Annotated in this window: 25 protein-coding genes; 15 read left to right on the forward strand and 10 right to left on the reverse strand. The window is 34.7% G+C overall.

Translation table 11 applies throughout. The features are described 5' to 3' along the window. The 5 genes from ACW8TM_RS07590 to ACW8TM_RS07610 form a co-directional block, all read left to right on the forward strand. The coding region (locus ACW8TM_RS07590; RefSeq protein WP_491532687.1) for a metallophosphoesterase family protein at positions 1–1,376 on the forward strand (1,376 nt) is incomplete at its 5' end. Continuing rightward, positions 1,363–2,706, forward strand: a complete 1,344-nt coding sequence (locus ACW8TM_RS07595; protein WP_491532688.1) for a hypothetical protein — start codon at positions 1,363–1,365, stop codon at positions 2,704–2,706. The genes ACW8TM_RS07590 and ACW8TM_RS07595, both read left to right, overlap by 14 nt. A gap of 46 nt (positions 2,707–2,752) precedes the next feature. Further along, entirely contained in the window at positions 2,753–3,019 is a 267-nt protein-coding gene (locus ACW8TM_RS07600; RefSeq protein ID WP_491532689.1) for a hypothetical protein, read from the forward strand. A 185-nt stretch (positions 3,020–3,204) separates the two neighbouring features. Next, positions 3,205–3,375: a hypothetical protein gene (locus ACW8TM_RS07605; protein ID WP_491532690.1), complete on the forward strand. Its 171-nt coding sequence runs from the start codon at positions 3,205–3,207 to the stop codon at positions 3,373–3,375. Positions 3,376–3,875: 500 nt separating this feature from the next. Then, positions 3,876–4,856: a PDDEXK family nuclease gene (locus ACW8TM_RS07610; RefSeq protein WP_491532691.1), complete on the forward strand. Its 981-nt coding sequence runs from the start codon at positions 3,876–3,878 to the stop codon at positions 4,854–4,856. A gap of 206 nt (positions 4,857–5,062) precedes the next feature. On the opposite strand, the gene ACW8TM_RS07615 is transcribed toward ACW8TM_RS07610, so the two are convergent. Together ACW8TM_RS07615 and ACW8TM_RS07620 are read right to left on the reverse strand one after the other, a co-directional pair. Then, positions 5,063–5,209, reverse strand: coding sequence for a hypothetical protein (locus ACW8TM_RS07615; RefSeq protein WP_491532692.1), 147 nt, complete (start codon positions 5,207–5,209; stop codon positions 5,063–5,065). Positions 5,210–5,270: 61 nt separating this feature from the next. Continuing rightward, complete coding sequence (locus ACW8TM_RS07620) at positions 5,271–6,527, reverse strand: DUF2400 family protein (protein ID WP_491532693.1); 1,257 nt, start codon at positions 6,525–6,527, stop codon at positions 5,271–5,273. A gap of 383 nt (positions 6,528–6,910) precedes the next feature. Between ACW8TM_RS07620 and ACW8TM_RS07625 the strand changes: the two genes are divergently transcribed. Then, positions 6,911–7,084, forward strand: a complete 174-nt coding sequence (locus tag ACW8TM_RS07625) for a hypothetical protein (protein ID WP_491532694.1) — start codon at positions 6,911–6,913, stop codon at positions 7,082–7,084. A gap of 94 nt (positions 7,085–7,178) precedes the next feature. Beyond that, positions 7,179–7,385 carry a hypothetical protein gene (locus ACW8TM_RS07630; protein ID WP_491532695.1) on the forward strand — a complete coding sequence of 69 codons (207 nt, stop codon included), beginning with the start codon at positions 7,179–7,181 and terminating at the stop codon, positions 7,383–7,385. A 369-nt stretch (positions 7,386–7,754) separates the two neighbouring features. On the opposite strand, the gene ACW8TM_RS07635 is transcribed toward ACW8TM_RS07630, so the two are convergent. From ACW8TM_RS07635 to ACW8TM_RS07645, 3 genes are all read right to left on the reverse strand, one after another. Next, positions 7,755–8,156: a type II toxin-antitoxin system VapC family toxin gene (locus tag ACW8TM_RS07635; protein WP_491532696.1), complete on the reverse strand. Its 402-nt coding sequence runs from the start codon at positions 8,154–8,156 to the stop codon at positions 7,755–7,757. Then, on the reverse strand, positions 8,134–8,379 hold the full coding sequence (locus tag ACW8TM_RS07640; RefSeq protein WP_491532697.1) for an AbrB/MazE/SpoVT family DNA-binding domain-containing protein: 246 nt from the start codon (positions 8,377–8,379) through the stop codon (positions 8,134–8,136). Before ACW8TM_RS07640 ends, ACW8TM_RS07635 begins: the two co-directional genes overlap by 23 nt. Before the next feature lie 226 nt (positions 8,380–8,605). Continuing rightward, the gene (locus ACW8TM_RS07645; RefSeq protein WP_491532698.1) at positions 8,606–8,881 is read right to left on the reverse strand and encodes a hypothetical protein; all 276 of its coding nucleotides are present in this window, start codon (positions 8,879–8,881) and stop codon (positions 8,606–8,608) included. A 148-nt stretch (positions 8,882–9,029) separates the two neighbouring features. Between ACW8TM_RS07645 and ACW8TM_RS07650 the strand changes: the two genes are divergently transcribed. The 3 genes from ACW8TM_RS07650 (at position 9,030) to ACW8TM_RS07660 (ending at position 11,159) form a co-directional block, all read left to right on the forward strand. Then, positions 9,030–9,464, forward strand: coding sequence for a hypothetical protein (locus ACW8TM_RS07650; protein ID WP_491532699.1), 435 nt, complete (start codon positions 9,030–9,032; stop codon positions 9,462–9,464). A gap of 173 nt (positions 9,465–9,637) precedes the next feature. After that, complete coding sequence (locus tag ACW8TM_RS07655) at positions 9,638–10,579, forward strand: LLM class flavin-dependent oxidoreductase (RefSeq protein WP_491532700.1); 942 nt, start codon at positions 9,638–9,640, stop codon at positions 10,577–10,579. Between the two features lie 346 nt (positions 10,580–10,925). Beyond that, on the forward strand, positions 10,926–11,159 hold the full coding sequence (locus ACW8TM_RS07660; protein ID WP_491532701.1) for a hypothetical protein: 234 nt from the start codon (positions 10,926–10,928) through the stop codon (positions 11,157–11,159). Positions 11,160–11,191: 32 nt separating this feature from the next. Here ACW8TM_RS07660 and ACW8TM_RS07665 read toward each other — a convergent pair whose 3' ends face one another. Continuing rightward, positions 11,192–12,379 carry an RNA-guided endonuclease InsQ/TnpB family protein gene (locus tag ACW8TM_RS07665; protein WP_491532702.1) on the reverse strand — a complete coding sequence of 396 codons (1,188 nt, stop codon included), beginning with the start codon at positions 12,377–12,379 and terminating at the stop codon, positions 11,192–11,194. Beyond that, the gene (locus ACW8TM_RS07670; RefSeq protein ID WP_491532703.1) at positions 12,366–13,016 is read right to left on the reverse strand and encodes an IS607 family transposase; all 651 of its coding nucleotides are present in this window, start codon (positions 13,014–13,016) and stop codon (positions 12,366–12,368) included. The genes ACW8TM_RS07665 and ACW8TM_RS07670 overlap by 14 nt, the downstream gene beginning before the upstream one ends. 271 nt (positions 13,017–13,287) lie before the next feature. On the opposite strand from ACW8TM_RS07670, the gene ACW8TM_RS07675 reads away from it, so the two are divergent. The 3 genes from ACW8TM_RS07675 (at position 13,288) to ACW8TM_RS07685 (ending at position 15,706) form a co-directional block, all read left to right on the forward strand. Continuing rightward, positions 13,288–13,437: a HEPN domain-containing protein gene (locus ACW8TM_RS07675; protein ID WP_491532704.1), complete on the forward strand. Its 150-nt coding sequence runs from the start codon at positions 13,288–13,290 to the stop codon at positions 13,435–13,437. 293 nt (positions 13,438–13,730) lie between these two features. Further along, a complete protein-coding gene (locus ACW8TM_RS07680) occupies positions 13,731–14,561 on the forward strand; it encodes a hypothetical protein (protein WP_491532705.1) in 831 nt (276 codons plus the stop codon). A gap of 26 nt (positions 14,562–14,587) precedes the next feature. After that, a complete protein-coding gene (locus tag ACW8TM_RS07685; RefSeq protein ID WP_491532706.1) occupies positions 14,588–15,706 on the forward strand; it encodes a hypothetical protein in 1,119 nt (372 codons plus the stop codon). Positions 15,707–15,717: 11 nt separating this feature from the next. Here ACW8TM_RS07685 and ACW8TM_RS07690 read toward each other — a convergent pair whose 3' ends face one another. Together ACW8TM_RS07690 and ACW8TM_RS07695 are read right to left on the reverse strand one after the other, a co-directional pair. After that, entirely contained in the window at positions 15,718–16,227 is a 510-nt protein-coding gene (locus ACW8TM_RS07690) for a hypothetical protein (protein WP_491532707.1), read from the reverse strand. Positions 16,228–16,480: 253 nt separating this feature from the next. Beyond that, positions 16,481–16,744, reverse strand: coding sequence for an ATP cone domain-containing protein (locus ACW8TM_RS07695; protein ID WP_491532708.1), 264 nt, complete (start codon positions 16,742–16,744; stop codon positions 16,481–16,483). 325 nt (positions 16,745–17,069) lie between these two features. Between ACW8TM_RS07695 and ACW8TM_RS07700 the strand changes: the two genes are divergently transcribed. Both ACW8TM_RS07700 and ACW8TM_RS07705 read left to right on the forward strand, forming a co-directional pair. Beyond that, entirely contained in the window at positions 17,070–17,711 is a 642-nt protein-coding gene (locus ACW8TM_RS07700; protein WP_491532709.1) for a nucleotidyltransferase domain-containing protein, read from the forward strand. Continuing rightward, complete coding sequence (locus tag ACW8TM_RS07705) at positions 17,708–18,136, forward strand: HEPN domain-containing protein (protein WP_491532710.1); 429 nt, start codon at positions 17,708–17,710, stop codon at positions 18,134–18,136. The genes ACW8TM_RS07700 and ACW8TM_RS07705 overlap by 4 nt, the downstream gene beginning before the upstream one ends. Before the next feature lie 417 nt (positions 18,137–18,553). On the opposite strand, the gene ACW8TM_RS07710 is transcribed toward ACW8TM_RS07705, so the two are convergent. Next, positions 18,554–19,723: an MFS transporter gene (locus ACW8TM_RS07710; RefSeq protein ID WP_491532711.1), complete on the reverse strand. Its 1,170-nt coding sequence runs from the start codon at positions 19,721–19,723 to the stop codon at positions 18,554–18,556. Positions 19,724–20,061: the final 338 nt, after the last annotated feature.

Here is a 20,061-nt window from a genome sequence, read left to right on the forward strand (position 1 = left end):
GTGATGTTTTTGATTTGTTTGGGAGGGTTGTGGTGGCTGGTGGTTTTGATGGTGTTGTTGGTTGGGATGTTCCTGTCTACTTGGATATGCCGCTTTATCATAGTTGGGTTAATTTGGTTAAGGGTTTAGAGTTAACTTATAGGCTTTGTGGGTTGGGTGTTCCTGTTGTCGCTTTAATTAAGGGTAACATGCCTAGTCAGATTAAGTTTTGTTTGGATGTTTTAGAGCGTATGGGTTTTAGGAATTTTGCTTTGCATGCTTCTGAGTATTTGCAGTGTTTTAGGTTTGATGTTTATGCCCGTAATGTTCTTTATAGGTATGCTGATGAGCTTAATGGTAGGGTTGATGATTTACTTGTTATTGGTGGTTTGCGTCCTGATTCCTTTAGGTTTGTTTGTGATGTTTTTAGGGGTGTTGAGAGGCTTAGTGTTGCTGGCTTAAGTTATTATTTGGATGCTAAGCAATTTAAACTGTATTTGCATGGTGGGGTGGTTGATGTTTCTAGGCGGTATTTGAGGTGTGGTTGTTCTGGTTGTGGTGGTGTTGGTGGTAGGGGGTTGCTTGAGGATTTGGGGTTGAGGGTTAGGCATAACTTGGCTCAGTTGGAGTGTTTGGCTGATGGTGGCTCTATGGTTGAGGGTGAGTTGTATGATTTAATTGTTGGTGAGGGTGAGCGTGCTGTTATTGTTTCTGATCTTCATATTTGGAGTGTTGAGTCTAGGTTTGAGGAATTTCTTAGGTTTCTGCGTGATTGGAGGCTGGATCACCTTGTTTTGCTTGGTGATGTCTTTGATTTTAGATTTGGTAGACCTTCAATTCAGCCTATACGATTATTCTTTAATAGTATTCGTGAGGTTGGCTGTACAGTTCATTTGGTTGGTGGGTGTTGTGATGGTGGCTTGAATAGTTTTCTAGTGGCTTTAGATGAGCTTGCTTTTCAAGATAAGCCGCCCTCATTAATCTATACTGGAAGAGAAGAGGAGTATGGTAATGGAGATTTGAGGAGTATGCTTCTACTTGATTTTTATAGGTTTTATAGGATGGCTAAAGATGAGCTTTTGGTTAAGTTGCCTGACGATAGTGTTCTATTGGCTTTTCATGGCCATAAATTAATTGAGAATCCAAGAGAGAAACTAGAGGTTGTTAAGAGGTTAATGCTTGACTATAGGGTTTTTAGGGGTGTTGATTGGCTTGTCATAGGGCATTTACATCGAGCCTTCATAGATTATGATAATGGTTTGGCTGGGACTGGTTGTTGGCAGATTCCGCCTAGACATTTGAGGGGTGTGGTTGGTAGAGGGGATTTGTTTAGGGCTGTTTTTGTTGATGAGGATGGTAGTGTAGAGTTGATTGGTGGAGGTTTTGGGTCAGTATAAAGCGTCTTTGATGGCTAAGAGGAGGAGGCTTAGGGAGCTTGAACTACTTGAAAAAATATTTCTCGAGAAGGGTGAGCTGCTTGGCTCTAAAGATTTGAGGAAAATGTTGGAGGAGAAGTTTAGAGAGAAGCTTAAGGCTTTAATGGATGAGACGGATAAGTTTCTCTATCACTGGTATGATGAACCACTAAATGCATGGATAGAAATAAATGTTGACAATCTTAAGAGATGCCTTAAAGAAGTTTGTGAAATTGAGTATCTTCCCTTTGGAAAAAGAAAAATTGTTAAATTAAAAGTTAAAACTCTCTTAGACTTATGTGCAGGATGGGGTTTAACTCCAGATCAACTTGAAAAATATAAAGTTTTTATGAGAAGATTTCCAGTAAACTTGAAGTCGCCTATAATTGTTAAGTTGAAAACTCATATGTTAAATGAAGGGGCAATTTCACTTCGAACTAGTGGGAGACAGTATAAAGCAAGCTATGTAAACAAGGATCCAATGCTCCACTATTACTTTAGAAGCTTACTTAAAAAGCTTGGAGTCACATTTTCTAGGCCGCCGAAATACGATGAAAATAAGAATGTTTATGTAACCTATCTCGATGCAACTACAACTAGAATTCTACGCAGAGCTGGAGTACCCTTTGGACCGAAGACGATTACTAATCCCTCACTTGATCCGCGAGTCTATACTGACCCGAAGCTTAGGAAATACCATTTCCAAGCAACTCTAACCGAGGAGGGCACCACTAGTCTAAGAGTTAAGAGGCGTAGGGTTTTGATGAGAATTTCATGGGCTAGAGGAATAGACGTCACCGACCAACTTACAGAGGAGCAAAAAGAAATATTAAAAGAAATACTTGGATCGAAAAGGAGGATGGCTTTAGGAAAAATAATGGATAGAATTGAAGATGAAGATTTGGCGAGTGATATATTAGAGGTTGTTGAAGGAAATCACCCGAATCTAATAGATGAAGAGGTTGCTCTTCTGAACATATTACATGAAAAACAGGTTAAAAAAAGGTTTGTGGAAATATATCCAGAGAGAATTCAATTAAGTAAAGATGGGCGATTCACAGTGTTGTGGCGTGCTTATATGGATAGGTCTGAGGCTATTGATATTATGGTTAAGGAGTATGGTGTTTTGCCTGGGACTTGGAAGGAAGAACGGCTTAGGAGGCAGTATGAGATTTATCTTAAGTTTAGGGGTAGAAGTTTGAGTGATGAAGAGATAATAGAAGCTAAGAAGCAAAAAGATATGATACCTAGAAGAATGCCGAAGGAATGGAGAATTAGAAAATTTAAAGAAATTTTCAAGAAATGTATGTAAAATGAATTTAAATAGAATTTCAATATCAAAATATGAGGGGATGTATTTGAGTAAAAAGATTAAGCCGGTGAGTTTGAAGGAATTAAAAAAACTTGTAAGGGAATTATTTAATCATTTTGGCAGAGACGAAGTGTATAAAGACGAGTTTTTTGATTACTTTAGAAAGAGAGGATTCGAGGATGAGGAGATAAAGATTTTGTGGGTAAGGGTTATTGGGAAAAGTGGTTTAGTTAGACTAAGCTTTCATGTTGTGGCAGATGGGTTACCACCTAAGAAGATTATAAGAAAAGCTTTTATCAAGCTAATTAGATAATAGTGGATTCTTGCTGATACCTTATAATAAAATCATGTTAACCTCTATTTTAAAAATGAGGGAAAATGCGATGTATATTTGTTTATGGAGTAGTGTCAATTTAATGATTGACCTTATGGAGGATTTAGATAGGTTTTATGTCATTAATTTATAGAATGTATAAAGTAGTTGGGGTGTTAAATTCTATGGAGCTTGGTGAGTTGTGGAGGCTTGTGAGGGAAGTTTTTGGATATTTTGGTAGGGATTGGGTGTATGAGGATGAGTTTTATGATTATTTTAGAGAAAAGGGGCTTAGTGATGAGAAAATTGAGATACTCTGGGTGAGGGTGATTGGTGAGAGTAGTTTGGTTCGTTAGGAAATTCATGTTGTAGCTGATGAAATTCCACCTAAGGAAATTAAGAGTAGAGCATATATCAAGTTGATTAGATGATAAATATTGTTAGGTTTATTTAAGATTGTCTTATTTTTTAGAAGATTTCTTAATTGTCGAATCAGATACTTTGATGATTAATCGTCTTATTGTTAATTAGTGGATAGTGGAGGATATGGAGGTAAAGTGTTTTTGAAGTCGGAATTGATTCATGTTTCATAGGATGAAGTATCTATTATTGTTAAATAGGGTTTTGATAAGATGTCATAAAATGTAATCAGAATAAGTTGTTGGAAAGTAATTCTAAATAATAAAGGTGCAGACAAATTGAAGGAATTTACCAGCGGTTTTAAAGTGTAGCTCTTAAAAGCAATTATTTTGATATTTAACTTAGTATTTCTTTAATAAGGAAAATTCAATGTAATTTTTTATGTAGTTTAAAATATTAAGCGTGTAGTATTAAGATATTTATGGAGGGTGTGATTTTGGTCAATTATTTTTTGATTGCTGTTTCTAATAGGGAGAACTTGAATTTGTGTATGAATTTTGGTATGGCAGGTTTTCCTAATAGTGTGAATGGTGTTTGGGCTTTTTGTGATATTGATATTGGGGATTTTATTTCTTTTCTTTATGCTGCTAATATTCACAATCTCTATAGGGTTAAGGATAAAGTCGCTGTTTTAAGAGCTAGAGAAGCCCCTCCATGGAGGCCGCTTGAGTTTAGGTCTAAGAGGATTTATTATTTTCCCTTTCGTTTGTTACTTGAACCTATTCGTTGGTTTAGGGAGTCTTTGATTCGTGTTGAGTTTGCTTATGTTGCTGAAAATTTATTGTTGCGTGGTGGTTATGCTAAGACTCATTTTCAGGCTGATCAGACCACTCTTCAATGTGCATCTCAGCTAGGTGAGCTTGTTGAGGATTATTCATTTAGGAGAGTTGATTTAGGGAGGTATGGTGTTTTTACGCCGAGGTTTACTTTGGATAGAAGTAGAGTGAATATGATTGATATCTATCCGCTTAGAGAAATGATTTTGCAGGTTTTGATAAGAAAATATTTGAGTCAAGAAAGTAATCTGGCAAAGTTTCTAGAACTTATGGAAATTTCAGAAATTCAACCAAGAAGCTTAGAAGTACTAGGCGAGAAGGCTTTACCTGAGGGACATGTAGATATTCTAATTAAGGAGCGAACACCAATTGGCAAAGCAAAACTCATAATAATAGAAGTTAAAAGCGGTAAGGCCTCCCAAAGAGATCTAAAACAACTTGAGAAATATAGAGTAGAATTTGGATCAGAATGTATCGGAGCTTGTCTAATCGCAAAGGACTTTCCACGAAAAATAGCCAAATCCGAAAACAACATTAAACTATTCAAATATGAGTTGGATATAAGGAAAAACGAGGCTTATACATTTAATGAGCTACTCAACATGTTGACACTAACAAAAACAACAAAACTAAAGCTATAAACAACAAATCCATTAGCTTCCCAATAACTTCTTAAAACTTTAAATAAACTAGAACAAGAGTTTTAGGATCACTAAATACTATAAAGCCTATCTTTAAGGCAGAAGAAATTTATAGCTATATAAATCAATAGTTGTGAGTAAATAAGATTAGTATACAATACACAACATATAATGCACTCTAGAGGATCTATTGAGAATGCAGATAATTATCTGACACCTATTGGCATCCTCATTAACGTCTCCATGCTTCTCATGAAAATGTATCTTATAATTTCACGGTAGGATGCAGTTTCACTTAGATCTTCACCAGCCTCTTTAATCATCAACCTAACAGGCTTAACACAGCTAGACAATTTAATCTCCAGGTAATCTTTTGCAATATATTATTAAAGTAAAGTTGAAATGTTAAATATTTTAAATTTTAATTTCATTGAGAGTTATTACTTTAATTTCTAGATCTATTTCGCATGCTTCTTTGTATTCTTGAGATGCGTTTTGGCAGACTATGATTACTTTTGGATTTGTCTTCATGATTTTTCTAAACATTCTTCTATAGAAGATTGCTTGTCCTATTCCTTCATACTTGAGCTTTCCACTTTCAACCTCTATGATCCACCATTTACAGTTTGTTTGATGGCAGACTGCATCTATGCTGAAATTGTTTATTGGGTATTCTGTGACTATTTTATCAAACTTGATATTCATCTTTCTATCAACATATTGGAGAAAGCTTTGTAGCATTTGTTGCTCTACTGGGGAACGTAATGGTTTTGCTTTTACTATCTTGGGTTTTTGGGCTGATTTGCATATTTCATTTAGTGGACAGCAGTAGCATTTTGCTTTTATGTAATCTTTGGTGCAGTATTTCATTATGGCTGGCCTTGAAAATACATAGTCGTATTTTGTTGGATCACTTTCATCTATCTGCCTAAAAATCCTTGTTATTTTTAGAGTTGTAGTCCATGATGGAGACTTCACATCTGTTTTGAATACTCGGTTCACTGTTCTTATAACTCCAATGTCCACTGATGTTAATAGGTTTGCTTTATCTATGAACGTCCATAAGCCTAGATCAGGGTATGGTCTAACCATCCATCTAAAGAATAGACATAGCCTTTTCATAGACGAATTTCTTTCTGGATCCGGTATCACTCTTGAAAAGTATATGCACGAGCGTCTTTCCTTAAAATATGGAGTATTACAGTAGTTTGGGCATTCTCCACTTCTCAACATTTTAGCTAAGTTTTTAATTGTAAATTCAATTGGCTCTAAAGATTTTCCACTAAGAGATTTATCATATATTGTTTTAGTTAAGTTTCTAAGCGACTTCCAGTTAGATATCATATTCATTAAAGAGTTGAATAGGCATTGAAGATGACTTATCTTCAAGAATCTGTGTTTAAAGCCAGTTTTGTTTCTATTTAGCCATTTAAAAGACGAAAGTATGTCTTTTGCCAAATTTTCATCACTAACTAGATCTATAAACTTTAGTCCTCTGCTTTCTATTTCAGATATTAAGCCTTTTAGCATGGGTATTAGCGTTGAAGTTACAGGCATTTGAAAATTTACTGTAGCACAGAATAGAGTCCACAATTCTTTGTCAAATAGGCTTTTTGCTTCATATGCTCTAACTGGTCCAAGCACTGATGTGTCTATATACCGTTCCTTCAATCTCTCATATACACCATTTAGATGTCTTCGGATTTCAGTTAAGGATGTTTGCTGCATAATTTCATATACATCTTAATTCAAAGTTAATTTAGCATTTACCTTTAGATGAAGACTATAGCCATTTAGTCAAATTTAAATACAATTTGATTCGTTGAGAAATTTATACTCTTAACCAGTTTCCTCCCATTATTTAGGCCCATATAAAAGTCAAAGTATGTCTTTTAGCGTGGTTAAAGCATTTATCGAAAGAAGTAGTGTCAAGGTAAACATTGACTCATGTTTTAATTCTATATGTCTAGGTCTTTAAGGAAGTTTATGAAGTCGTTGGTGTTGTGGCTTATGAAAGGAACTGTAATTAGTATGTGATTGAGGTTGGGGGTGAGTTGAGTTATATGGCTATTGGGCAGGTGATAGTTTATAGGAAAATATTCGCTGAAGTCAGAAAGGTAAGGCCGAAGGCACTCATAATATGCAGAGAAGCATCAGAGAAGCTAAAGACAATTTGTGAAATGGATCCAGGAATAGCGGTAGTAGCTGTAATATCGGAATTTAGGTAATGGAAGTATTAATCTAAGGATTGGGTTTATAGATAATTATCCCTCAACTATATATACTATTCCTAAAAGGGATAATTATTTGTTGGTGGGTTGATTGGTTGTTCAAAATGTTTTTTCTCCTAAGGCTTCTAGAATCATAAGGGTGCTTTTAATTCATCCTGATTATAATTGGAGTATTCTTGGTCTTTCTAGAGAGGCTGGTGTTGCTTATGGGTACACTTATAGGGTTGTGAAGACTTTGATTTCAACAAGGAATGGCTTCCTCTCTTTAACGCTTTTTGAATTATCTCTATGGCTTTGAGTGATAGAGAGGGAGTATTCTTCACGCATTTCCTTTAGAGTATAGCCATTTTAACATACAAACTATAATCTCAACTGATACCCTTGTACCCCTCACAATGGGCTTTCACCACATATTTCAGGGTTGGAAACTATCCATATTTCATTCTGAAATATTACATTAAACCTCACTAAAGTAGAGGTGGAAAAGCTATGTTAAAGCTTACCTAGAAATTTGAATACAGCTCACAATGTTATTAAGTTAAAATTAAATCTAAGGATATCTCCATCTAAAATTCTAGCTTATAGGAGAAGTATTGAACATGTATATGGATGGTTGCTAATCTGTTTGGAAGAGTTAATTTGTTTATTTTGTTATCTGACTGATTGGTTAGAATGTTAATAGTATTGTTGGCGCTTCCTTGACGTCTTCTATGTCTTTATCTGTTGTTATTATTGTTGCTTTTAGTTGGTTTGCCAGTGCAATTAGGTAGGAGTCTGCCAGTGATAGGAAGTCGTAATGTTTTAGTTTGAGTTTGGCGGCCTTAAGGGTTAAGTTTTCATTTGAACTTACAATTTTTATTGGGCTACTTCTAATTAGGCTATGTTTAACTGTTGCTGAGTCCCATCCGAAAACTTTGGCATAATTGTATAGGAATTCAGCTAAATTTACTTCACACATGTATGCTTCTGCTTTACCCATGTAGATATCATCAATATACTTTTTGGCTTCTCTATGTCCAGCAAAGTATAATGCTGGTATTCCAGCGTCAAGAACGTATTTCTTTTCCAATCTCCATCCTCCTGGATGCATGAATGAGCTTTACAACATCTAACGCCTTTCCTCCATTAACACCAAATGCATCTTTAAGGCTTTTAGGGACAATTAACTTTATCTCATCATCCTCAACAATAAGCTCTAAATATGAACCCTCACATATACCGAGTCTCCTTCTAATCTCAGCTGGAATAACAATTAAACCCTTCCTATGAACCTTAACCCTATACCTATCCATAATAAATACACCATAGATAGAGTTTAACCTTTATAATATAAGTTTAACGTTAAACAAATCATAAGTTTTACTGGAGAAATAGCTTAAATTTTGTCGCTAATCATTACTTTCATTTAATCACAAATTGTATGATTATTATCGCTTTAATGAATTGAAAGAAAATGGTGGCTCATTTATCCATTCATCTACAGTATAACATTATGATTTAATTATAGTATGAGGAATACTAGAATATTATTTCTTCTATTTCCTTTAATGCTTTGGCTATTCTTCTTCCCTTTTCAGTTAATTTTAGACGTATATGGAAGGGGAATTGACTTGACTTTTCCTCCTCTATTAATTTAAGGGTTATTAATACTGCTTTATGCTTATAGAAGGTTTCAGGTCTAAACTTAGTATATCTTAGAAATTCTGAAATATTAGGCTTTAAACCTTGATTTTCCATGTCATGTAACTTTAATATAATCTTGAAAATAACTATTGACTTTATTTTAACTTCCATTACATTATCTCCACATTGATGTATTATTTAGCCGTAATACGGAGATGCGCAATGACCCTTAAATACATATTCTACGTTTTTTCGAATATCGGATAATCGATATACTTAAATATGGAAGTGCCTATATTGTTTCAAGTGTTGAAAAATTATGGTTGAAAGAACATGCAATGTGATTGATGCTTCTAGAAAAACATTACAAATAAGCGAGAAATCTAAGAGACGAGTTTTACATGAATTCCTTGACGAAATGTTTTCAGATACAATTGCAGAGACACTTCTAAAAGTTTTAGATTTCCATGTTACAAAGAAAATGGGTAAAAAGCTAGTTGAAGGTATAATTGAAAATCCAATTGAAACCTATGAAGCCATATACAGCTTTTTTGGTGTAGCAGGCGCCATAAAAGCATTAGAAATAGCAATTGTAAAGCAAGTTGAAAGAAAGTATAAGATAACAATTGATAAGCAGTTAATAACAAAGCTGAAAAATGGAGACAACCAGCCAATAATAATAGCAGCAATAAAAACACACTTCATAAAGATAAGTAGGTTCTATGAACTAATAAACACCATAAACAACATTTAAAGCGAATAACTAAAGCTCATACACTTTTTAATAAACAGCCTAAAATTTAGAGCTCTTAGAAATTTAAAGAAGAGAGTTCTAAGTAACTCTAGGAATTTAAACATAAACTATCAAAAAGAAATACATTAAAATCATAAGAGTCGAAAACCATATTATCTATAGGTGACTTAAACGTGAATGTTAGCTTTGGACTAAGAGTCCCTAGCTTCCCTATTGACAGTAGCAGTGCCAGAGAATTTGTGAATCAAATTCATAGCTTCCTAACTGAATTTGAAGATTACTTTGATTCTGCTTGGATTTGCGACCACTTTATTCCTTGGGCCGACTTTGTTGATAGAAGAACTCCAACTCTAGAAGGCTTTTCAGCATTAGCTTACTTCTCAGCTATTTATCATAAGCTTAAATGGGGAAACATTGTTCTATGCAACAATTATAGGAATCCAGCCCTATTAGCCAAGATGGGAGCTACAATTCAACTCTTATCAAATGGAAGATTTATTTTGGGTATTGGTGCTGGATGGAAGAAGGATGAATATATTGCCTATGGCTATGAATTTCCATCTGCACCGATTAGAATTAAGCAACTTGAAGAGGCAGTTCAAATTATTAAGATGATGTGGATTGATGGAAGAGCAACATTTCACGGTAAATACTATAAAGTTGTTGATGCAATATGTGAACCTAAACCTAAACCAACTCCACCAATAATGATTGGAGGTGGAGGAGAAAAACTAACCTTAAAAGTTGTAGCTAAACATGCTGATTGGTGGAATATACCTAACGCTTCACCTAAAACCTATAAACATAAACTTGAAGTATTAAAAAGACATTGTGAAAAAGTTAATAGAAACTTTGATGAAATAGTTAAAACATTATCAACAATGATTGCTATAGGCAAAAATAAAATTGAAGCATTAAAAATAGCTGAGAAAAATCCCTTCATAAAGAAAGGCTTTGAAGAAAACTATATTATTGGAGATCCAGAAAAAGTTGCTAGTAAAATTAAAGAGTACATTAAACTAGGAGTGGAAGTGTTTATAATAAGATTCCTAGACTTCCCTAAAACAAATGGAGCAAAAATATTCCTAGAAGAAGTAGCTTCAAAAATCACTTAAACCAAGATGTCAAGTAACCCATATAATAGTAGTATTTATTAAGTTAAACCTTCCATATCAACTTAAAAGAGAAAATGTAGAAGAACAGAGTTTGAGGAGTTAAATAACTTGAAACATTTTCTCTCAATAATATACATAACATATAACGTCATCAAAGATTCCTAGAAACTTAAAGATAAATGCTGGTGTAAATATGGTTAAAAACCCTTATTCATTGAATGCTAGGCTTTACTTCCATTGTCAATTATTTCAATCTTTTAACTAGATAGTTTAAATAGATATGAAAACTCCATGGTGAATTAAGATTATATTTTTGTTTACATTACTATATGTTGAGGATTAGATTATGAATGAAGATAGAGTTATTAAGAGTTTCATTGAGGAGGATGAGGAGGCAAGAGAGATTAGGCGTAAATATGCTGATTGGAATTTCATTGAAAAGCAGCCTCCAAGAATAAAAGCAGCACTAAAATACTACATAGAAACAGGAGATATTAGAAGGGCATGCATCATAGCAAAAATCAACATTACACTATTCAGAAACCTACTTAGAAAAGCAAATATACCAGTAATAACTTAACCGTTCTCTCCTCAAGGTTGTTTAAGTAATTTTTAACCATTTTCAACTACCTTGAGGAGTTCTCCCGTTCCATCTGGCTTTACGAGCCAGACTTCATCAGGGAGCGTTCGGGGGGAACGGAACTCCCCACATCCTGACTTGAATAAATTCAGAGTGGCAACGACATCTCTATCAAACGTAATTTCACATTTATCACATTTCATCAACCTCTGCCCATTCGAGTATAATTTTGACCCACATATCGGGCAGAGGCTTGAAGTATTGCGAGGATTGACGTAATCACAGCTTAGACTATTCCATTTAGCCTTATACTCTATAAAGAACTGGAGTTTTCTGAAGTTCCACCTATTCAGCCTTCTCCTCAAATTCTTGTTCTTTTTGTTCACAAAGTTTCGTATGTACTTTAAGTTCTCTATTACGATTTTAGCGTTATATTTTAGAGCTTCGGAAACGACTATAGCTGAAACTTTATGTAGAAAATCTTCAATTCTTCTTTTCTCCCTCCCAGAGTACTTTCTTAGGATTTTTCTCATCTTAAAAGGTTTCTTAGCGAGTTTTTTCTGGATTTTACTTCTCTTCTTTGAATGTTCGTCGTGTATTCTCTTTACCTTATAAATATCCAGCTTTATCGTCTTTATAACTTCTCCATTCTCAAATATCGAGTAGGTAACGTTTTTCTCGTTGATGTCTATCGTCATCACTATTTTGGCATCTTTATTTTCAACATCTTTTTTAAATGGCACAATTACGTAATCTCGTTTGATAATTATCTCCCCAACGTCGAGTTCTCCTTTCTCCCATATCTCTATGAACCTTCGTTGGTATTCGCCGATGACCAAGCTAATTGTTACATAATTTCTCGGAGAAGTGACGATTCTAACTTTGTCCCCTTCAAACCTAAACAACATCTCTTCGAGTTTTACGAAATCTCTTCTAACCTCTGGCTTGTCTTTGTCAGTTAGACCTTTCTTCTTCCTTTTTCTAAAGTTCTTCAAAATCGATGTAGTAATTTTACAAGCTGAATGACAGTAATGAGTGTGATACTTTGGATACCATCTTTGTTTCCATTCCTTGTATATTGCTTTTCTTAACCTAGCATAAGATGTGATATTAAGCTCTAATGCTTTGTCAATACAGAACTCCACTATCTCCTTGAAATCTTTAAACAACTCACTAAAATCTCCTTGATATTTGAACTTGACAGCTTTAACCACTTCCATTTTCTCTTAACTCCTTCTCAACAGCTTCTTTAAGCTTCTTGACTTTATGACTTCTCATACCATACAACTTTCCTGCAAAAGACGTAATAATGCTTATCAAATCCTCTATAAGCTCTTCTTTTGGCTCTTTATGCTCTTTCGGTTTAATGTACTCTATTGTAACACCACAATAGTTAAGATGTCTCTCAATATACTTAAGACCAAACCTCGCTAATCTGTCTGGATAAGTGACTATCACCTTATCAATTAATCCTTTCTCAGCTAACTCAAAAATTCTCTTAATACCTTTCCTATATTCCTTTAACCCAGAAGCTCTATCCTTTATCTCTTTAACAACTTTGTATCCTTTCTTTTGAGCATATTTTCTGAGTAGTTCAAGCTGTCTGTCTAAATCTCCATGTTGTTCTTGGTCATAGGAGCTAACTCTCGCATACAATATAGCTCTTACTTCTCTAACTTCATCCACTCTTTTAGCCTCTTCTCCAAGCAATCTCCTTATTTCAGACTCTGGAATCCTCCTAATACCTCCTACTGTCCTAACACATCTAATCTTCCCTTCCCTCGCCCATCTCTGTATCGTTTTTGGATGTACTCCCAATATTTCCGATGCTTCCTTTATCCGATATAGTTTCTCCATAAACACTACCAAATATTACTTAATATTCCTTTTTACATTTAAATGTTACTTAAATTAAAAACTGCCTCTACACCCTCAAACTCCAGCAATATTAACCTTAATATCATGGAATTTTAAGCTCACTAAATAGTAAAGATGATGGTTAATCCAAGAATAGTATAATATTGATTTTAAACCATTCAATGTAAAGTTAAATAGGCTGGCTATTGAATTATAGTTAGTGGTAATGAGTGTGATTATATATGTTTATTAGACGTGAAGCTGAGGAATTGTGGGAGGAATCGAGGAAAGATCTAGATATCTAGAAGTTTCAGAGAAATTACTTGAGCATAAATATTACAATTATACTGTATTCCTATCACACCAAGCAGTTGAGAAAGCATTAATAATTGAAAACTTAAAGTGTTACCTCCCATTATGAAGACATCACCCAAAACATTTCTCGAAGCCTTCTCTCCTATAGCTGCATTACTGGAAGACAAAGGTAATGTAGAGAAGCAGAATAAAAGGAAATATTGACAACATCAATTTACTCTTTGATATTCCTCTTTCAAAACCCATAACATATCACTTGTTTTCTATTTTTGATACATATAAAATTCTTTCAAAACTAAAAATTACCAGATATTACGTAAAAATGTAATTTAAGGACAGTGAAATTTAAAGCAAACATTTTAAGGTCATTTTATTTTAGGATTTAGTGTTGGTGTGTTTATGGTTGAAGTACCATTATTTTGCTGGGAAAACATACCTGGAGAAGATGAGAAAAGATTGTTAAATCATCTTGAGAAATGCCTTAGAATCAAGGATATTGCTAATGCAGAGATAGTGAAGAATGAGGAAGACAAGTCAATCATTATATCTACTGAAAATATTCAAGTTAAATTTAAGCTTGAAGATGAAAATAATAGGGTTACACTTAAAGCACCAGACGGTAACATCTATGAGTACTCTTTAATTAAGAGGAAAGAAAAGCATCTAGTGTATATAAAAGATCTGCTCTTCATATTGAGGGAACTTGACGTTGATGAGGAGGAGGAAGTTGAAGAAATAGCAAAATCAATAGTTGATGAGTCATATAGGACGCTGAGAAGGATAGTTGAAATACATCACTCAGAAGATGAGGATGACGCAAATAAGGCAGAAGCATTAATCCTTGGAATTGAAAACCTAGCACTAACACCACTACTAGAGAGTTTGAATAGTGAAAATGCTGAAAAATATGTTTGGGATATGAAGACAATAGTGGACATTCAAGTTGAAAATCGAATTAAAATCGCTAAAATACTAGAGGAAATGCTAGAGGATAAGAGGCCTCTACCACCACCAATAACTCTGCCAGGAGAAGAAGAAAAACCACAACCAAGAAGAGTATGTGATGAAGCATACTTAATGCTACGCAGTCTACTAGCAATGGAGGAAAATGAAGAGGAGAAATACTTCAACTCGATAATGTTTCTTGAATTATCAGATGAAGAAAAGGAAAAGGAAATAGAGAAATTTAAATCCACCAGGAAGTGGACAGCACTCTATGAGCAATTCTAATTAAAGCTAAAGTAAAGGTGTAGAGTTTGAATAAGAAGGAGTATAAAGTTCCAGACATTAAAATTGACTATGAGAAGAGATACATAATAATTGCATTTGGACTAGATGCTCATGAAAAGGATTTATTAGAAAAAAGAGAGATGCTCAAGAAAGAATATTTTGGAACAAAATTAGAGAACATTATAAGGAGATATTGGTTACCATACTATAAACCATCACTAGAATACTTAAAGGAAAAACTTGCAGATAAGGGATTCAAAATAGAGAAAAAATCAGAGACAATTAAAGACTTCGAAGACCTTGAAAGCATTGAAAAAATAGCAAAATATAGAAGTGAAAAGCAAAAAGTAGAATTTATAATCATAACTATAACCAGTAAAAAAGACTATAGGAAAGCCCTTGAAAAAAAGGGTGTACATATAATATATTCTGGCCACTCAAGATATGGAAGAGGAGCATGCTTCGACGTCTATAATGGAACTGTAAATGAGAAAGGAGACCAGTGGGAAAACGGAACAAATGAAAGTAACGGCCTATTCAGACTAGGATATCCATACATACCCATACCAATAGGAGATATAGAAAAACATGGATATCACTTCACACCAATACCCATTAAAAATGGTCCACCACCACGAGAAAGAAGACATCCCTACAGTCGACATCCATATGCAAGAAGGAAACTAAGCATAATAGAGTTACCTGAAGAATTAGAAGAAAAAATACATCCAAAAAGTGCACGTTCACCAATCCACAAATACTATGGAATTAAAAAGAGGGGAGAAAAATACTTAATTTTACATGGAGGCTGGAAAAACACAATAAGCCACCCCTACGATTTAGGCGCAACAGAAATGAAATGTAAAGTTTTTTGCCACTTCGGATGTAGCTCACGCCTACATTACTGGCATATTGTAAGAAGAGGGGAATATAAGGGGTGGAAGAGGCCGAAGCCTCCAACAGATAAATACGCCTATTTTACAACAGCTCCATCAGATGGAAGAATAACCCCAATATGGCTATACTACATTTTAACCTACAATAAGAAGAATAATTTTAAGCCATGGTGGAATAGCCTAGAATATGCAAAAAAGAAGACAAATAGAAAGTTAAGACGAATAAAAGCACAATATAGAGTATATTAGATAGATTACCATTAGAACTTAAACCTATATCTTTCAACTGAAATATTTAATCTTCGAAGCAATTTATGCTGCTCATAAATTTGCTTATCAGATAAAGCCTCTCTAAAGCCTCCTCTAACATTTAAAACCTCATAAACATAAGATTCACTTAACACTGCTCTAGCCTCAACAGGATTAACAGGTTTATTGGCAACATATAAAGTTAATGTAACTTCACCTTCACCCCTATAAATAATGCCTAAATAAACTGGAGTATTATGCAATGACATGTTAAATAGTAAGTTTAAGTCTACTATGGATGGTGCTGTACGTGGAACTGGATGGGTATGCAAAACTGCAACTGCAAATCCATGATCCACATGCTTAAATGGAATAACTGTACCAGCAAAGTATCCTTGACTAATTATTGGAGATACATATCCATCCTCATACACGACAATAGCATACTCAGCATCCTTAGGCATACCAGCCAACTTCTTAGCCAAAAGGAAAAGCTTAACCTTAAAATCTCTTCTACCCATAGAGAACATCTCAAGAGCTAATGGAAAATTAGCTACTTAAATATTTTCAAGTACTAATAAATACTTAAGAAGAGTTGAGGAGTTATAATATAAAGATTAAAATTAAAGGGAATATAATCTCAATTAACCAGAGAAAATAAAAGTTGAAGTGAAAGTTAATAACCATCCATAATCACTTTAAGTACTGTACATCCATGAAAGAACAATTATATTCAGCAAATAAAGCTTACAAAGAGAAAGTCTAGACGTTAATCTACCTTCTCTTTTTAACAGTTCTATCATAAAGAAGCCAGTTTTCAAGCGCCGTTGGATTAGACTTTCTTAACTCCTCTAAAACCATCTCCCTTAACTCTCTAGTAGTAATAGCTTGCCTCTCTCTAGCTCTTTCTTCCAGTCTTTGAGCTATTTCCCTAGCAACATTAACTTCAACACCAGCCTTAACTAGAGATGTAACAAGCTTCTCTCTAATAAAGGGCTCCTCTCTACCATCCCTCTTAACAACCTTTAAAACCTCCATTAAATTCACCTCAAAATCATAGATGAAAATGCAAAAAATAAATTTGATTATTGTCAAAGTGGAAATTTCCCTAATTCTTTTTCATTTCCACTTTACCTAGAGTTATAATAAATAGCAAATAACCATCAACTACACCTAAAGAAGTAAACATAAAACATACCAGATACATAATATTATGTCAAGTGCCATCACAACTGCTCATCGATAATTTAAAATATCAAATTTTGAAATAATATCAAATATGAAACATTCATTATACAAGTTCTATAGTGAAATTATATTTAGATTTGGACTTGAAGAGTTTGAAGTTAAAGACGTAAAAAACATGTTTAGAAAGGTTAATGTAAATTTAATTCTCCACAGACTATACATGAAGGGTTTTTTAGATAGAGCTGCCCGTGGCAGATATAGAGCTATACATCCACTAATAAAATTGCTGGAAGAAGCTGGATGGAAATGGAGACATAAAATATCTCAGAAAAACTATCTGCCCTTAATCGAGCATGTTGTTGTCAGATTATTTGAGAATTTTTGGAGTAATATTGTTTCAATAGTTATTTTCGGCTCCCTAGCTAGTGGAAGAATGAAAGAGATAAGCGATATAGATTTACTGCTCATCATGGAAAATCTACCAGAAGAATACTCAGATAGGTTAAAAATATTTAGAAAAGCTGTTAGTGGAGATGAAGAGATTAGACTAAAGCTTTGGAAAGAAAAGAAGCTATACCCACTACTAGACCCAATAATCCTAACTAGAGAAGAAGCATCCATAAATCATCCATTTTATCTAGACATGACAGAGGAGGCAATAATAATATTTGACAGAGACAACTTTATGAAAAATAAATTAGAAAAGTTAAAAGAGAAGCTGAAGAATATGGGAGCTAAGAGAATAATACTACCAGATGGAAGCTGGTACTGGGATTTAAAATCAAACATAAAGAAGGGGGAAATAATTGAATTATGAAGCTAGATTTAATGGTTAAAGATTACTTGAGAAGAGCTAAATCTAGATTAATCGATGCTGAATCAGCACTTAAAAGAGGAGACCATCCAGAAGTTGTAAGATATTCTCAAGAAAGCGTAGAGCTAACCTTGAAGGCATGCCTAAGAACAGTAGCCATAGAATATCCAAAGGTACATGACGTAGGAGACATTTTAAAGGCAAATGAAAGAAAATTTCCAGAATGGTTTAGAAGAGAAATAGAAGAATTAGCCGAAATATCTAGAGACCTAGCCCAAAAAAGAGCTCCAAGCATGTATGGAATAGAAATTCTAGGAAAAACTCCAAGTCAAATCTTCGGTGAAAAAGAGGCAAGAGAAGCATTAAACAAAGCTAGATATGTACATGAAGTCGCAGTAAAATTTATAGAAGAGTTCTATGGAGAATAAGGGATCCAGGTTTGATAGACCTTCATAGACTTTATGGTCTCTAATCTATCCAACCCATGGGACACATTACTCCTGAAGATTGTAGCCTTCAGGAACACGTCCTCATTTGTGGTAACCCTTTAATAATGAATGGAGCCTGATCTAGAAAGTGTTAGTGTGTGACTTTGATCTGTGTACCTTAGCTTAAAGCAATTATGTGACACTGATTGTTAGGGCGGCCTCCATCTCCTACACTCAGAGTGCGGCCTAGTGGGATCTATCGCTGACGCTGGAAACTTACAGATCTCCTTTTTAACATCGACCTCTGTTGGCGGTGTTGTTGCTGTGCAATAATATTTGTCATCCTCCTTTTTAAGCCAGGGACATGGAATGGCTTATCCCCTGTTAAAGCTCCTCTAAAGTAAAACTTAAACCTTATTATTGTCTAGTTTTGTCAGCTTCACCCAGGCAATGTTGACTAGTCTCTTCATCCCCCATCTTCATATAGATTGGAATTGCTATTAGGACAGCTATGGAGCTGAAGGTGTATGCCAGTCTCGGTGAAGCCAAGTCACTTAACACACCCATGGCAGCCATCCCCAAGGCATTGAAAGGTAGAGTTAATGTTCTTCTAAGACTTATTACAGTTGCCCTCTCTTCACTTGGAATATAATTATTTATCCATGTATTAAGAGTTGGATTTAGAATTCCTAATCCAACTTCGAAAAGCATACTTGCAAGTATGAAGGCGTACTGATTAGGGGCAATTGTCATAGACAAATAGGAGAGTGAAATCAGCATGATAGATGTAATTACAGTTTTCTTGAAGCCGAGAATCCTTGCCATTCTTCCCCCTATGAAATTGCCAAGCCCAAGCGCAGCCATCAATATAGATCCTGTCAAGCCTAATAGCCATCTATCAGCACCCAAATCCCTCATATATGGAGCCCATGTTAGAATGAAGCTCGGTCTACAAAGACTTACTATGAAGGAGCTTACAGTCAATAGGATTAGAGATCTACACTTGAAAAGTATATTTACACCCCTCATTAAGACCTCCCCATAACTCCTCCTCTCAACCTCAACCACCTCCCCTCTACCACGGGTAAGAGTTAAGGCGAAGAATGAAGCTATGAAGCATGACAAGGCTCCAGCTATGAAGGGAAGTTCAAGGCTATATTCAGCCATTAATCCACCAATAAATGCTCCAACAATACTTACAATCTGTGCCATTACTCCAGCATTACCAAGTATAACTGGAAGCCTCTCACCTCTATCCTCCCCTCTAAGCGAATCAACAAGCCATGCTAGAAAAGCTCCACTATAAAAAGCTGATCCAATGGCCGCCAAAAATTCAGCCAATAGAAATTGATACAAGGTTCTCGAGAGACTATAGATTGTTAATCCAAGACCGAAAAATAGGCAGGCTAAGGCAGTTATCCTACCCCTACCATACTTGTCAGCCAATCCACCAGTTGGATAGTCTAGAATGGCGCTGGAAATCACGTATAAGCCGTCAACCAACGCTACACCCCTATAATCTAACCCCCTTTCAATAAGGAATACAACATATACTGAGGCTATGAAGGATGTGGAAGTAGCAACCAATGATGATATAACGTAGTAAATGTACTCTGGACTCAGAGAAATCCTAAAATGAAAATTTCCTTCACTTCCAAGAGCATCACCACATCATAGATATGAAGTTAAGCAATTAAAAATTTTCCAGTTAAACCAGTTATAAGCACTTCAAAATCAAATAGTAAGATCATAAGACGTTACAAAAGTTAAATTATAAAGCTCTATGGAGAAAAGAGAATCACAACTTAAAATCCAAAGTAACTAATAAAATAAGATTATGATAATTAAAAAGCGTTAAATAGTTTAGAATTCATGGTAACTTGTAAAATTTGAGTTAAATTTGAGTCTAGGCAAGACTTATTTAA

Source organism: Candidatus Culexmicrobium sp., from assembly GCF_058356305.1.